This is a genomic window from Virgibacillus sp. W0181, from assembly GCF_051846915.1.
Classification (GTDB): domain Bacteria; phylum Bacillota; class Bacilli; order Bacillales; family Amphibacillaceae; genus JBPYCR01.
The window spans coordinates 109,358-123,127 of record NZ_JBPYCR010000001.1 but is presented as its reverse complement, the minus strand read 5'-3'; the positions used below and the strand labels follow the sequence as shown (position 1 = coordinate 123,127).

The window sequence follows — 13,770 nt, the reverse complement described above, 5'->3', positions numbered from 1 at the left end:
TTTATATAGATATTTTTAAAATTGAAGGAGGAAACTTTCTATGAAGGATATATGGAACTGGATACAGATTATTGTTACAGCACTAGGTGGATTTATTGGTTGGTTTTTAGGAGGTTTAGATGGCTTTTTGTATGCATTGATTATATTGGTTGTTGTTGATTATGTTACAGGGATTATGTGTGCAATTGTCGATAAGGAACTATCTAGTGAAATTGGTTACCGGGGGATATTTAAAAAGGTATTAATTTTTATATTGGTAGGTGTCGGACATATGATTGACACTCACTTGATAGGGGATGGCAGCGTTCTAAGAACAGCAGTCATCTTTTTTTATTGTTCAAATGAAGGTATTTCCATGCTAGAAAATGCTTCACGACTAGGTCTGCCAATACCTGAGAAGTTGAAAAGTGTACTTGCTCAGTTACACAACAAAGGAGGAAATGAATCATGAATTTAAAGAAGTTGTATTTAACGAAGAATGAATGTTACAAAGCTGGAAGGAAAATCACACCGAAGGGAATTATGGTCCATAGCACAGGGGCAAACAATCCGAATTTAAAACGTTACGTTGGCCCAGATGATGGTTTGTTAGGAAAGAATCAATACAACAATCACTGGAACCAGCCACGTCCAGATGGTAGACAGGTGTGTGTTCATGCTTTTATCGGAAAGTTAAAAGATGGGTCGATTGCAACTTACCAAACATTACCTTGGAATCATCGCGGATGGCATGCAGGTGGTGATGCGAATAATACACATATTGGTTTTGAAATCTGTGAGGATAATTTAACGGATAAAACTTACTTTAATAAAGTTTATAAAGAAGCGGTTGAACTTGCTGCTTACCTCTGTAAACAATACAAACTGACGGAGAAAAATATCATCGGTCATTATGAAGGGCATCAGAAGAAAATCGCTAGTAATCATGGTGACCCACGTCATTGGTTTTCAAAACATGGAAAATCAATGGATACGTTTCGGGCAGATGTGAAGAAGGAATTAGCGAAAGGTACGTCAACACCTAAACCGCCAACTAGTGGAAAGAAACTATATCGCGTGCAGATTGGTGCGTATAGTGTTAAAAAGAATGCGGATAAGCAGTTGGAAAAAGCAAAGAAAGCTGGCTTTAAAGATGCGTTTGTGAAGTATGAGTAGAAAAAATAACCGAGCAGTGTAATTGCTCCTCGGTTATTTCTTAAATAAGTATTTATTCTCTACAATCGCGTCCGATTGCTTAATAAAACATCTGCATAAATAACACGTGTATAAAGAAATCTGCCGATATATGTGCAATGATTGCATATTCCAATCCTTTCCTCCAGTACAAGTAACCAAACCATAGACCTAGTAAACCATTTAACACTATGGCTCGTGTAACAATAATTGTAGATAGTTCACCAAAAATTTGAATAGTTGCTGGTAAGTGTCCTAAGCCAAATAAAATCGCTGTAAGAAAAATTGCTATGTAATAAAAACTGTTAGGAATCTCCTCTTTTTCTTTTTTGGCGATACGTGCTAATAACCACACTATTAAGGTCATTCCAAATAATCGAACCATTAATTCTTCCGTTATACCTCCATAAAACATTGCAAGTAAGCCTTGCCACCAAATGGTGACCGTTGTTTGTCCTTCGGGTATTTCTATAACGGAAGAAAACACAAATAGGTCAAATAGGATGGTAATTAAAGAAAAAATAAATGTAATGGAAATGCTAATTATCAGCCACTTTTTTGAAAAGCGTTGTAATTTTCTTTTGTAAACAAAATTCTCCAGTTTAGGGGTGCTTAAACCTGTTCTTCTCTGAAGCCGTACACCTATTAATACTAATAAAAACAAAAAAACAACTTGAATTATTGAGTTTACTGTTACAACCAATGAAACAGGCATTGCTTCTGAACTAGTTTTATAAAACTCTTCGTTCATTAAGGTTGTAATCTCATACGGAATGATTGCAACAATGCCTATTGCACCTAATAATGTAAGGAATAAAACAAGTTTAATTCTCCATTTTTTCTGCATCAATGAAACCCCTTTGTATTTTTTAATAATCTGGCCCTATTTTATAATACTGGGCGCATATCCTTATTCAAGAAGTGCGCCCGTTTCTGGAACTGTTAGTTTACATACTTAGATGACTTAATATATTATAATCGTCCCATTCACTACAGAGATTTACCTTCTGTCCTTTACCTGTTAATTAAAATAATTTATTCCTATTGCTTCTCTTACTTCAAAAAGTGTTTCTGTTGCTACTGAACGTGCATTTAGGCTTCCCTTTTTCAAAACTTCTAACACATACTCTATATTTTTTTCATAATAGCTTCGTTTATTTCTAATTGGTTCTAATTCTGCTTGAAGTAAATCATTCAAATATCGTTTTACTTTTACGTCTCCTAAACCTCCTCTCTTATAGTGATCTTTCATTTCATTTAATTTTACTTTATCTAAACAAAAGGCATCTAAGTAAGTAAAGACTGGATTGTCCTCCACATTTCCGGGATCCTCTACCCTAATATGATTAGGATCGGTATACATTGACATAACTTTCCTTTGAATTACGTCTGGGGAATCCGATAAGTATATAGCATTACCTAATGATTTACTCATTTTTGCCTTTCCATCAATACCAGGTAATCTTCCTAGTGCCTTTTTAGGAAGTAATGCACTAGTTTCAATTAGTACATCCTTTTTATAAATAGAATTAAAACTTCTAACAATTTCATTGGTTTGTTCAATCATAGGTATTTGATCTTCTCCAACTGGAACCACACCGGCTTTAAAGGCCGTAATATCTGCCGCTTGGCTAACAGGATAAGTAAGAAAACCAGCAGGCAAGCTCTCGCTAAAGTTCTTTTCTTGAATTTCATTTTTGACAGTAGGATTCCTTTTAAGTCTTGAGACCGTAACGATATTCAAATAGTGCATTGTTAACTCATTAAGCTCCGGTATTTGAGATTGAACAAAGATATTTACTTTAGATGGATCAATTCCTACGGACAGATAATCTAACGCTACTTCAATAAGGTTTTTTTTGATTATCTCGGGATTTCTTGCATTATCAGTTAATGCTTGTTGATCTGCAATCATTATAAAACTGTTATATTGGTCTTGTAATTGAACTCGGTTTTTCAACGAACCTACATAATGCCCTATGTGGAGTTTACCTGTAGGTCGATCTCCTGTTAACAAATTATTCTTTTTCATAAGCCCACTCCTCATATATTTACTTTACAAAATAATAAAAACTCCGTCCTAAATTAATAGGACGGAGTTTATTTCCGTGTTGCCACCTAAATTGCGTGATTATTAAATGTATATATAATCACACCACTCATTATCAAGTACTAACATACTCAGTCTGCTATAAGGTGCAGCCCACCACTTAGATACTCTCTTTACAGATTTCCCCTTGTTCCCTAGAGGTCCATTCGTCAAACTTCTTCTTGCTAGGCTCTCAACTACCCTAACTCTCTGTAACGAAGCTAAATTTAATTACTTCTCCTCATCATAGGACATTTATTTTATTGTATTTATTATACAGACATACATACTCAATAGTCAATTACTTCCTCAACAATCTGGCCCGTTTATTGAATAATCTACTTTCATTATATCTACAACTTCAATTACATATCAACTAATATCAAAATATTATAGTAAACAGGGGTTCGAATCTACGCTTTTTTTCGCATATAGATAGAAGACTAGTTAGGAGGAAATCTATATGCGAATGATACAACTCTTGCCTGAACATCAAACACCTAATCATAAACCATCTAAACCTACTAAGGAGCAACTTAATAATGAACTCAATTTTCATCTTGCTGAAAAAGAGCTCATGAAACTTCGTGAAGAGGAGCTTATTTCCCAGGAAGAATTCGATCAAATAAGTAAATTAAATCGTCAAAAATTCAATCCATTATTAAGCCCTTTAATGTGCGATAAACCTTGATATAACAGTGTTCTAACGCTAATATGTCACATACAAGAAAGGAGGGTGAGTGGATGAGAAAGATAACAACACTTGATATGACAACATCTTCAATAGGAAAACCAAAACAAAAGGTCGCTGCTTATATACGAGTGTCAACATCGAATGAGGATCAACTTATTAGTTTAGAAGCCCAAAGACGACACTACAAAACTTTGATTGAAACAAATGAAGAATGGCAACTAGTTGATATTTACAGTGATGAAGGCATCACAGGAACAAAAAAAGACAGACGACCAGAATTGCTTCGCTTAATATCTGATTGTGAAAAAGGAAAGATTGATTTCATTTTAACGAAATCGATTAGTCGATTTGCGAGAAACACAATTGACTGCTTAGAGTTAGTCAGAAAATTGATGGACTTAGGTGTGCACATTTATTTTGAAAAGGAAAACATCAATACAAATTCGATGGAAAGTGAACTTATGCTTTCAATCTTAAGTAGTCTAGCAGAAAATGAATCAGTGTCACTTTCCGAAAATAGTAAATGGTCGATTAGACAAAGATTTAAACGAGGGACTTACAAGATATCGTACCCGCCATACGGTTACGATTATATCGATGAAATGGTGGTTGTAAATGAAGAACAAGCACAAGTTGTCAAGCGAATATTCAATAGTGTACTTGAAGGAATAGGAACAGAACGAATTGCCAGGCAGCTAAACGAAGAAAGAATACCAACAAAGCGAAATGGCAATTGGACAGAGTCTACGATACGTGGAATTGTTAAGAACGAAAAGTACACTGGGGATGTTCTACTTCAAAAGACTTTTACTGATGAACATTTTAATCGAAAGGTCAATCAAGGTGAATTGGATCAGTACTTAATTAAAAATCACCATGAAGCGATTATTACGCATGTTGATTTTGAAGCGGCTAATCGAATGCTAGAATATCAAGCAAGCCAAAAGAATGTAGCTGCTGGAAGTAGAAAATATTTAAACCGCTATCCTTTCTCAGGAAAGATTGAATGTGTGGAATGTGGCGATACCTTTAAAAGAAGAATTCACACTTCCACGCATAGTAAATATATCGCTTGGTGTTGTTCTACACACATTAAAAACAAAGATAAATGTTCGATGCTTTTTATAAGAGAAGAACGTATTCATCAGGCATTTATTACGATGATGAATAAACTAAATTTTGGATATAGTTATGTTTTAACCCCACTATCGAAACAACTAGAAACGTCAAACCAAGATGAAAACTATCAAATGATTACTGAAATAGAAGAACAACTGGAGGTTACAAAAGACGAACTGAATACATTAATTCAATTAATGACAAAAGGATTTTTAGAACCGGCAATTTTTAATGAACAGAAAATCGAATTGACCCATCGACATATGAAGCTAAAAAAAGAAAGAGAGCAGTTACTGTATTTAATTAATGACAGTTCAAATCAGCTAAGTGAAGTAAAGCGGCTCATTAAATACTTTAAACAAGGAATATTTATAGATGCATTTGATGAAGAATCTTTTCAAGACATTGTAAAAAAGATGATCGTATATTCACCTAATGAAATAGGATTTCATTTGAAATGTGGCATTACACTTAGAGAAAGGATTGAACGTTGATGGCACACACACCCTTTGGATATGAAATAGTAGACGGCAAAATTGAAATTCATGCCAGAGAAGCTGAGCAATTAAAGCTTTTAATCCAGTCATACTTATCTGGTAAATCTTTAGCTAATGCAGCAAAGGATTCTGGTATTAATCGATCACATGGTGGAATTACAAGAATATTAACAGATGAAAGGTATATGGGGAATGAAATATTTCCTAGATTAATTTCAGAAGAACAATTTGAACGGCTGAAAGAAGAAAGGTTTAAACGTGCGAAAAAACTAGGGCGTTTAAATAGAATGAAAGAGGAAGAAACATTTACACCTAGTTTTACATTCACAATCGAAAAAGTGGAAGATAAATACGACAATCCCATTAAACAAGCAGAATATGTATACAGCTTAATAAAAGAAGAGGTGACTTAAAATGTCATTAGCAAGAAGTGTCACAGTTATCCCGGCTAGGAGAAGAACGAGGAATGTTGGTGCAGAGAAAAAAGAAAAATTAAAAGTAGCAGCTTATTGTCGGGTATCGACAGATAGCGAAGAACAAGCAACTAGTTATGAAGTTCAAGTGGAACACTACACTACCTATATTCAGAACAATCCTGAATGGGAACTTGCAGGAATCTATGCAGACGATGGCATATCTGGAACAAACACAAAAAAGCGTGAGCAGTTTAATAAAATGATTGAAGATAGCATGAATGGAAAAATCGACATGATTATTACAAAATCCATCAGTCGATTTGCGAGAAACACGCTGGACTGTTTAAAATACATCAGGCAATTGAAAGATAAAGAAATACCTGTCTTTTTTGAAAAGGAAAACATCAACACAATGGATGCCAAAGGCGAAATAATGCTCACCATCATGGCTTCTCTTGCACAACAAGAAAGTCAGTCACTTAGTCAAAACGTAAAACTTGGCATTCAATACCGATACCAGCAAGGTGAAGTGCAGGTAAACCATAATCGTTTTCTAGGCTATACAAAAGATGAAAACAATAAACTAGTAATTAATCCAGAACAAGCGAAAATTGTTAAAAGGATTTACCGAGAATATTTAGAGGGATCCAGTTTGGTTCAAATTGCACGTGGCCTTGAAGCTGATGAGATATTAACCGCAGCTAAACGAACAAAGTGGCGGCCAGAGTCGATTAAAAAGATATTGCAAAATGAAAAATATATTGGGGACGCATTACTTCAAAAAACATATACCGTAGATTTTTTAACGAAGAAACGAGTTGTCAACAATGGTCACGTTCCACAATACTATGTAGAAAATAATCATGAAGCCATCATTCCAAGGGAGATTTATCTACAAGTTCAAGAAGAAATGATGCGAAGGGCAAATATACGAAATGGAAAAACAGGAAAGAAACGTGTGTATAGTAGCAAGTATGCATTGTCGAGTATTGTATTTTGTAAAGAATGTGAAGATGTTTTTCGAAGGGTTCACTGGAATAACCGAGGGTACAGGTCCATTGTATGGCGTTGCGTCAGTCGACTAGAAAGAAAAACACATCTTTGCAATGCAGAAACAATCAGAGAAGATGAACTACACCAAGCCATAGTACAAGCCATTAATGAAGTCTTGGGCAACAAAGATAATTACTTGAAATTATTAATAGAAAATATTGAAACAGTTTTGCATGAAAATGCGGATAAACCAACAATTGATATTGACGAAAAGCTAGAAGAACTACAAATGGAACTGCTTAGACTCGCAAATTCAAAAGAAGATTACGATGATGTAGCGGAAGAAATATACCGATTGCGGGAACTGAAGCAGGAAGTTATGATGAAAAATGCAGCCAGGGAAGGACTTAGGCAGCGGGTTGAAGAAATGGCAAAGTTTTTAAAAGAGCAACCGCAGCAACTTGAAACGTATGATGATGTGTTGGTTAGAAGGTTGATTGAGAAAATAACGATCCATGAAAGACAATTAACGATTGAATTTAAGTCAGGGATTGAGATTGCAAAAGAAATATAATATGAATATTTAACAAGAGGCTAATTATATAAAGTTAATGGTTTTATATAGTTAGTCTCTTATTTCATCTATTAAATTGACTGGAAATTCAAAAAGTAATAGAATCGATTATTCACTGAGAATGTGATCTAAAATAATTTAATTTTTACTGAAACTATTTTCTAATAGATTACGAATATGTAAGTAGACGGGTAAAAAAAGGAGGGATAGAACTGAACGAATATCGTTTAATTAAAAAAATTCAGCGTAAGGGCGATCGAGATGCTGCCGATGAACTCATTCGTATGTATTATGATGACATACATGGTTACGTTAGAAGACAAATTACGAATGTTGATACGGCAATCGATCTAACACAAGAGATATTTATTTCGATGTTAAAAACCATTCAATATTACGACCGAAAAAAGGGAGGAGGTTTTAGAACTTGGTTATACCGAATTGCTACTAATAAAATAATTGATTGGTTTCGTTCTAGTTCTTACAACCAAATGCAGCGAACACTTCAATTAGGTGATGTAGATCCAATCGATTATAACGATTTTACAATACAATTTGAAAATAAATTCGTACTTGAACAAATGGAGCAGTTTGTCGCTTGTTATCCCGCTGATATTCAACAGATCTTTCGTTTACATACTTTTGGAGCATATACGTTCTCGGAAATTGCTACTTTAACAAATCAAGCTGAGGGGACTGTGAAGTCAAAGTATTATCGGTTGATTCATTTATTGAGAAAGGAGTTTTCTGATGTCAATGAATAAAGATGAAAGTATTGAATTTATTTTAGAACAAGGTCTACAAAAGCCAAAAAGTTCTTGGAGAAAAATGATTGAGATAGTTAGAACATTAGAATATCGAAGTATCTTTTGGGATACATCCTATGGATGGTTTATTACAATGGTAACCCTTGTATTAGCATCTGTTATTTTTATTACATTACCCGAACAATTTATCTTTTCGTCTGCAACAATCATCGCTCCTATCATTTATTTAATTATTTTATTCTTTACGGAAATGTCAGAGAGAATCAATGGTTTATATGAATTAAAACAAACATGCCATTTTACAATGATTCAGATTACGGCATTAAGAATTATTGCTTATTCATTAGTAGGTTTTATGTTAACAATTTTAATGCTTGTGTTTAGTACGAGAAATGGGGACGAATTTCTATTATTGTTTTCCCTTTGTTTATTTAGTTTGTCCATCTGTGTAACATCAAGTCTTTTGTTAATTAGGCTATTCCAAGGTAAGTGGACATTTGCGATTTTTTCTAGTGCATGGATTACTCTTAACGGGATGATTCCATTTTTAGTAGGTATTGAGAAATGGGAGAATCTTTTAAGGGCAATCCCAACTACTATTGCTTTCATTTTAGCTGTTTTTGGATGTCTATTATTCGTATACCGATTGAACAAAATATTTACGGAGGTAAAAAACTATGTTAATACTTAACAATGTAACAAAACAATATGGAAATTTTACTGCTTTAGAGGACCTCTCTTTAGAATTTTATAATGGTGTTTATGCATTATTAGCGCCAAATGGTGCTGGAAAAACAACATTAATAAAAATGTTAACAACATTAATATTTCCTACGAAAGGAGAAATTCTCTGGAACGGTGACGACATCATTAAGCTTGATTCGAAATACCGTGATTTAATCGGATATTTACCGCAGGATTTTGGGTATTATCGGAATCATTCACCAAGGGAATTTTTGTTGTATATGGCGACTCTAAAATGCATTGATCGAAGAATTGCAAAGGAAAGAGTCGATGAACTGATTGAATTAGTAGGTTTAACAACTGTTCGGGATAAAAAGATGAAGAAGTTTTCAGGTGGTATGGTTCAACGTGTTGGAATTGCACAAGCTATTTTAAATGACCCTAAAATATTAATTTTAGACGAACCAACTGTTGGTCTAGATCCGAAAGAACGTGTACGTTTCCGTAATTTGATTTCATCTTTATCCAAAGAACGAATAGTTATATTATCTACCCATATTGTGTCTGATATTGAAACAATAGCAAACAAAGTAATTATGCTGAAGGATCATAAATTATTAATCAATGATACACCTGAAGAAATATGTAATCAATTAGCAGCGAAAGTGTTTGAAACGGACAATATTAAAGCAGTTAACAAGAAATATTTTACGCTTACAGAATATCAATTAAATAGTAAAACAGTTACTCGATTTGTAAGTGAGCAGGACTGTAGTGATGTTGCAACACCTGTTAGTCCAAATTTAGAAGATGTATTTCTCTATGTTTACAGAGAAGACATCATGTGAGGTGGAAAAATGCTTTTTTGGAACGAATCAAAGAAGATCCTCTTTCAGCCAGTGGTGATAGGATTTGTTATATTCTGTATTTTGTTAAATGGAACATTTATATTATTAACTTATAATGATTATCAATTTGATAGAAATATAAACTCGGTGAATATCTTTACTGATTTTCAAGCGGACAATATTGCTCAAGATTATATACAAAAATATGATGTAACCGGTAAGAAGGCCGATAATATCATAAAAAAATATGAGAAAGTACAGAAAGTAATCGATCAAAAAGCGGAAAATGGGGATGCTTTATCCTTCTATTTTGGTACACAAACACCATATGTGCATAGTACATTGTTTGGCTTAATATTTATGCTCATTATTGCAGAGGTATGTCTAATTGGGTTGTTTCTAGGTATCTTTTCAACGACATTTGAAAAAATAAACGGGACAGAATCAGTTGTTTATGCCTCAAATATTGGTAGAAAAATCATATGGAAAAAACTCAATGCAGTATGGATTGGGACACTGTTAACTAGTGTTGTAGTCGTTGGCATGTCATTGACTATATTTTTTCTTCAATTCGATTTTTCTGGTGTGTGGTTTGATTATGTGTCAAGTGGGTTTAACTATGCAGTAGGCGAATTTGGTAAACCCTTTATCACTTGGAATCGCTTAACGGTTGTTCAGTACTTATGGGCAACAATTGCGCTGACAATTGGTTTAGCTATTTGTTTTGCTCTGATTGGGTTTACAGCTGGAATTTTTGTTCGAAACAGTTATACAACATTTTTGATATCTGTGATTATTTTAGGTGGATTGTTTGTCGTTAAATACTTATTTCCTATTGGCTCAACTGTACGTGCTATGTTAGGAATGACTCCAGTTTGGCTCTGGAAAACAAGTCATGAATGGTTTACTGACGGCGGAGCAGATATTATTTGGAAGTATTATGAGACGATAGGGTTGTCGGCATCCTTTTTGGGCCTATCTTTGCTAATATTAATTGGCACAAAAGTTTTTGCAAAAAAAGAGATCGTATAGGGAGTTTGTATCTATTTGATAGTTTTTTAAAATTGGAGGAAAAAATGAATCTATTAATATATGAGCTAAAAAAGATATGGAATTGGCGAATGATTGTAATTATTGGTGTAATGGGTGTTCTCGTATGGTTTACTTTTCTAAAAGATTCTTTAGATTCATATGACAGTTTATCAAAATACGGTATCTACGGTTCGTATCAAAACGAGATGTTCGAACTTTACGGTGATATACTTGATTCAGAAGAACTTGATTCATATGATATTCCTGGTAAAAAGGCGGAAGTCATCGAGGAATTAAATGATATTATTTCTACAGAATCCATTTTTAAGGAAAACAATATAACTACTTATGAGGAATATGTTATGTTTCATGAGGAGATTAGCAATGCTAGTGTAAGAATAGTGGATGAGCAAAAGGGCTCTGAACTATTAACAATAATGCAAGAGAAACTAGAAAATAATGCACAATCCTTGGAAGAGTTATATGCATCACCATTAAATAAATTGCATGCACTCATAACACTTGAAGGAACGTATATTTTCTATAAGGACTATCTTCAAACAAGATATATAGACAATGATAGTCGACCTGTCGTTGTTCAAGCAGCAAATCATATATTAGACATAAACAATGGCAATTTAATCCGCTATGATCTAACAAGTAATTTTTCAAATTATGTTGCAGGGATCGGTGTGTTTTCCTTGATATCTATTACTATATTGATTGCACCATTTTTAACAATGGATCGTATGTGGGGTGTGAACCTTATCCAATATTCATCACATGTCGGTCGGAAGATCTTTTCAATTCAATTAGTTGTAACGATATTTAGTGCGGTATTCTTATCATTCTTGCTCATTGTGTTAGCATATATTCCATTTATGGCTAATGGTGCCATAGATTATTGGGAAGCATCTGTCATGGCTTTTCACCCCGGTCCTGGTGGATTGCAACTGTATGACATTACATTTGGACAATATGCATGTTTACTTGCAGGAATCGTTATTCTGTTTAATTTGTGTGCTGCAACTTTTACATTTGTACTTGCAAGGTTTAGTCAAAATATAATTGTCATGATGATGAAAATCGTGCCATTTTGTATTGCGACAGCAGGCCTGTTAATCATATCTGTAAATGATGTATTTTCAGATGAAAATTTGATATTTAATCTATTGTTCCAAGGGAAAGCTCGTTTTTCTGAAGTATTGTTTGGTACTATTATGGGCATTGTTGGACTTGTTATCGTGTGGTATTTGACGAAACGAGAAAAACATGTTGATGTTGATTAGTTACTGTAATAAAATGTTATGATTACTTTTGACCTGTTCCCACGAACGTACAAATTAGTCGATATGTTCCCGCATACGACCGTTTTGCTAAAAATCGCAAATACATCAATTCTATCCACTCCTCCCATGTGGAGTGTGTGGCGTGTTTGGAGAAATGATTTTGTTCAATTAACTTATGACGTTTGTAATAAAGTCTTGCATCCTTTCACTGTGCACTTCTAAGTTAATTTCAATTGGGTCTCCAAAAACACCTCTTCAAACCCTTTTTTTGTATGGTTGTTGAATACGATAGTGTAATAAATAAAGAAAAAAATAGGGGAAACCCGAGAAATCTTGAACTAAAAAAGAATTAAAAATGGAAGTGAACTTCGAAAGAAACTTCATTTAATTAAAGATATTCTTACAACCTTTCCTAAATAGGTTTAGCGATTTTAGTAGAATAAAGATGTATGTTTTTGTTCCCTCGGACTGATATGGTTCGGGGGATTTTTTTTGATCCACGGGTTTTTATTTTTACGCGGAAATCAGAGGTATTTCGTAATGGATATTATTGCTGACTTAGGTATTGGCTTCTATTTAAAAAGAAAGCATTAATAAAGGCAGCTATTACTAACAGGCTATGTTATGCATATTCTGTTGTGCTATGCATATTATATTATGGTATGCATATTTTGCTATGGGGTGGTTGAATGCAGAATGTGTCTTTTGTGATAATCCTTTATGGGAACCTGATAATATTTATTTTTCTGTACGTTTATGTTTACCGATATCGGCGATTGGTAGGCTTCCATTTAGGAATGAATATTGCCATGGCAATCGGGGGGGTTGTGGCGCTTTCGACAGGGATTCTATTGATCTTTCAATACCCATTCCACTTTACAGTAGTCACTATTTTAACAACCCTCATTGGAATGGGAGCGGGGGCCTTGTTCGGTGCGCTGTTTGACTATCAAACGATGTTAACTGGTTTAATTAATGGACTGATGGTAGGGATTATGGCACCGATGCTGGGTGCAATTCTGACAGAACCATTTTTTTTCATTTTTGTTTTAGAAATTCTCATTTGCTTAATCATGGTGATCTTGGTGATCGCGGTAAGGAGGACATAGGAGGAATACAATGTTAATCATTTATGGTTTTGGTGCATGGAGTCTTATAGCAACGATTTACTGTTACTTCCGTTTTAAAAGAAGGAAGCAATTGTTTGACGACCGGTTTGCAACAACCATTTCGAAAACGGCCACATTAATTTCAACGATGGTTCTAAGTATCCACCTAACAGTCCTTCTTCCTATTGAACTATCAACAATTTTTATCTTGAATATCCTCCTAGGCATATCCGCCGGTTGGGTATTCGGCTCACTGGTAAAATATCATTCGGTCCTCGCTGGTTTCTATAACGGACTAATAGGCAGTTCGATGGGGGTGATGATTGGGGAGGTTCTGAAAAATCCGCAAATTTGCAGTATCCCAATTTCCAATCAAGAGCAAATCCTTCTTAATATATATCAGCTATGCGGATTTGCTACGTTTTTACTGACTCTCGTTCTAAGTCTAGTTTTATATTCACTAAGAGTTTGAGGGGGTGAATGTAT

General features: G+C 34.3%; 15 protein-coding genes and 1 other annotated feature. Of the genes, 13 read left to right on the top strand and 2 right to left on the bottom strand.

Annotated features, from left to right (window positions below; all coding sequences use genetic code 11):
• The first annotated feature begins 40 nt into the window (after positions 1-40).
• Together ACLIBG_RS00620 and ACLIBG_RS00615 are read left to right on the top strand one after the other, a co-directional pair.
• Positions 41-451, top strand: coding sequence for a phage holin family protein (locus tag ACLIBG_RS00620; RefSeq protein ID WP_439310760.1), 411 nt, complete (start codon positions 41-43; stop codon positions 449-451).
• Positions 448-1,155 (top strand): N-acetylmuramoyl-L-alanine amidase, encoded by a 708-nt coding sequence (locus ACLIBG_RS00615; protein ID WP_439310759.1) that lies wholly within the window; start codon positions 448-450, stop codon positions 1,153-1,155. The genes ACLIBG_RS00620 and ACLIBG_RS00615 overlap by 4 nt, the downstream gene beginning before the upstream one ends.
• 79 nt (positions 1,156-1,234) lie before the next feature.
• On the opposite strand, the gene ACLIBG_RS00610 is transcribed toward ACLIBG_RS00615, so the two are convergent.
• Positions 1,235-2,020, bottom strand: coding sequence for a CPBP family intramembrane glutamic endopeptidase (locus ACLIBG_RS00610; RefSeq protein ID WP_439310758.1), 786 nt, complete (start codon positions 2,018-2,020; stop codon positions 1,235-1,237).
• 174 nt (positions 2,021-2,194) lie between these two features.
• Entirely contained in the window at positions 2,195-3,205 is a 1,011-nt protein-coding gene (gene trpS, locus ACLIBG_RS00605; RefSeq protein WP_439310757.1) for a tryptophan--tRNA ligase, read from the bottom strand.
• A gap of 54 nt (positions 3,206-3,259) precedes the next feature.
• Positions 3,260-3,519: a binding site (T-box leader), on the bottom strand.
• 206 nt (positions 3,520-3,725) lie between these two features.
• On the opposite strand from trpS, the gene ACLIBG_RS00600 reads away from it, so the two are divergent.
• The 11 genes from ACLIBG_RS00600 to ACLIBG_RS00550 all read left to right on the top strand — a co-directional run bounded on the left by ACLIBG_RS00600 (position 3,726) and on the right by ACLIBG_RS00550 (position 13,756).
• Positions 3,726-3,953 carry an SHOCT domain-containing protein gene (locus ACLIBG_RS00600; protein ID WP_439310756.1) on the top strand — a complete coding sequence of 76 codons (228 nt, stop codon included), beginning with the start codon at positions 3,726-3,728 and terminating at the stop codon, positions 3,951-3,953.
• 53 nt (positions 3,954-4,006) lie between these two features.
• Positions 4,007-5,569: a recombinase family protein gene (locus ACLIBG_RS00595; protein WP_439310755.1), complete on the top strand. Its 1,563-nt coding sequence runs from the start codon at positions 4,007-4,009 to the stop codon at positions 5,567-5,569.
• A complete protein-coding gene (locus ACLIBG_RS00590) occupies positions 5,569-5,985 on the top strand; it encodes a recombinase (protein ID WP_439310754.1) in 417 nt (138 codons plus the stop codon). The genes ACLIBG_RS00595 and ACLIBG_RS00590 overlap by 1 nt, the downstream gene beginning before the upstream one ends.
• A gap of 1 nt (position 5,986) precedes the next feature.
• Positions 5,987-7,555 (top strand): recombinase family protein, encoded by a 1,569-nt coding sequence (locus ACLIBG_RS00585; RefSeq protein WP_439310753.1) that lies wholly within the window; start codon positions 5,987-5,989, stop codon positions 7,553-7,555.
• A 164-nt stretch (positions 7,556-7,719) separates the two neighbouring features.
• Positions 7,720-8,319: an RNA polymerase sigma factor gene (locus tag ACLIBG_RS00580; RefSeq protein ID WP_163241933.1), complete on the top strand. Its 600-nt coding sequence runs from the start codon at positions 7,720-7,722 to the stop codon at positions 8,317-8,319.
• Positions 8,306-9,013, top strand: coding sequence for a hypothetical protein (locus tag ACLIBG_RS00575; protein ID WP_439310752.1), 708 nt, complete (start codon positions 8,306-8,308; stop codon positions 9,011-9,013). The genes ACLIBG_RS00580 and ACLIBG_RS00575 overlap by 14 nt, the downstream gene beginning before the upstream one ends.
• Entirely contained in the window at positions 9,000-9,854 is an 855-nt protein-coding gene (locus ACLIBG_RS00570; RefSeq protein WP_439310751.1) for an ABC transporter ATP-binding protein, read from the top strand. The genes ACLIBG_RS00575 and ACLIBG_RS00570 overlap by 14 nt, the downstream gene beginning before the upstream one ends.
• A gap of 9 nt (positions 9,855-9,863) precedes the next feature.
• The gene (locus ACLIBG_RS00565) at positions 9,864-10,886 is read left to right on the top strand and encodes a hypothetical protein (RefSeq protein ID WP_439310750.1); all 1,023 of its coding nucleotides are present in this window, start codon (positions 9,864-9,866) and stop codon (positions 10,884-10,886) included.
• 44 nt (positions 10,887-10,930) lie between these two features.
• Positions 10,931-12,175, top strand: a complete 1,245-nt coding sequence (locus tag ACLIBG_RS00560; protein ID WP_439310749.1) for a hypothetical protein — start codon at positions 10,931-10,933, stop codon at positions 12,173-12,175.
• A 689-nt stretch (positions 12,176-12,864) separates the two neighbouring features.
• Complete coding sequence (locus ACLIBG_RS00555) at positions 12,865-13,284, top strand: hypothetical protein (protein WP_439310748.1); 420 nt, start codon at positions 12,865-12,867, stop codon at positions 13,282-13,284.
• 10 nt (positions 13,285-13,294) lie between these two features.
• The gene (locus ACLIBG_RS00550; protein WP_439310747.1) at positions 13,295-13,756 is read left to right on the top strand and encodes a hypothetical protein; all 462 of its coding nucleotides are present in this window, start codon (positions 13,295-13,297) and stop codon (positions 13,754-13,756) included.
• Positions 13,757-13,770 lie beyond the last annotated feature (14 nt).

Bases quoted from the DNA above. Each gene is read 5' to 3' on its own strand.
- ACLIBG_RS00550 (WP_439310747.1), top strand. From the start codon at position 13,295: ATGTTAATCATTTATGGTTTTGGTGCATGGAGTCTTATAGCAACGATT.
- ACLIBG_RS00575 (WP_439310752.1), top strand. From the start codon at position 8,306: ATGTCAATGAATAAAGATGAAAGTATTGAATTTATTTTAGAACAAGGT.
- ACLIBG_RS00590 (WP_439310754.1), top strand. From the start codon at position 5,569: ATGGCACACACACCCTTTGGATATGAAATAGTAGACGGCAAAATTGAA.
- ACLIBG_RS00585 (WP_439310753.1), top strand. From the start codon at position 5,987: ATGTCATTAGCAAGAAGTGTCACAGTTATCCCGGCTAGGAGAAGAACG.
- ACLIBG_RS00610 (WP_439310758.1), bottom strand. From the start codon at position 2,020: ATGCAGAAAAAATGGAGAATTAAACTTGTTTTATTCCTTACATTATTA.
- trpS (WP_439310757.1), bottom strand. From the start codon at position 3,205: ATGAAAAAGAATAATTTGTTAACAGGAGATCGACCTACAGGTAAACTC.
- ACLIBG_RS00560 (WP_439310749.1), top strand. From the start codon at position 10,931: ATGAATCTATTAATATATGAGCTAAAAAAGATATGGAATTGGCGAATG.
- ACLIBG_RS00595 (WP_439310755.1), top strand. From the start codon at position 4,007: ATGAGAAAGATAACAACACTTGATATGACAACATCTTCAATAGGAAAA.
- ACLIBG_RS00600 (WP_439310756.1), top strand. From the start codon at position 3,726: ATGCGAATGATACAACTCTTGCCTGAACATCAAACACCTAATCATAAA.
- ACLIBG_RS00570 (WP_439310751.1), top strand. From the start codon at position 9,000: ATGTTAATACTTAACAATGTAACAAAACAATATGGAAATTTTACTGCT.
- ACLIBG_RS00555 (WP_439310748.1), top strand. From the start codon at position 12,865: ATGCAGAATGTGTCTTTTGTGATAATCCTTTATGGGAACCTGATAATA.
- ACLIBG_RS00565 (WP_439310750.1), top strand. From the start codon at position 9,864: ATGCTTTTTTGGAACGAATCAAAGAAGATCCTCTTTCAGCCAGTGGTG.
- ACLIBG_RS00615 (WP_439310759.1), top strand. From the start codon at position 448: ATGAATTTAAAGAAGTTGTATTTAACGAAGAATGAATGTTACAAAGCT.
- ACLIBG_RS00620 (WP_439310760.1), top strand. From the start codon at position 41: ATGAAGGATATATGGAACTGGATACAGATTATTGTTACAGCACTAGGT.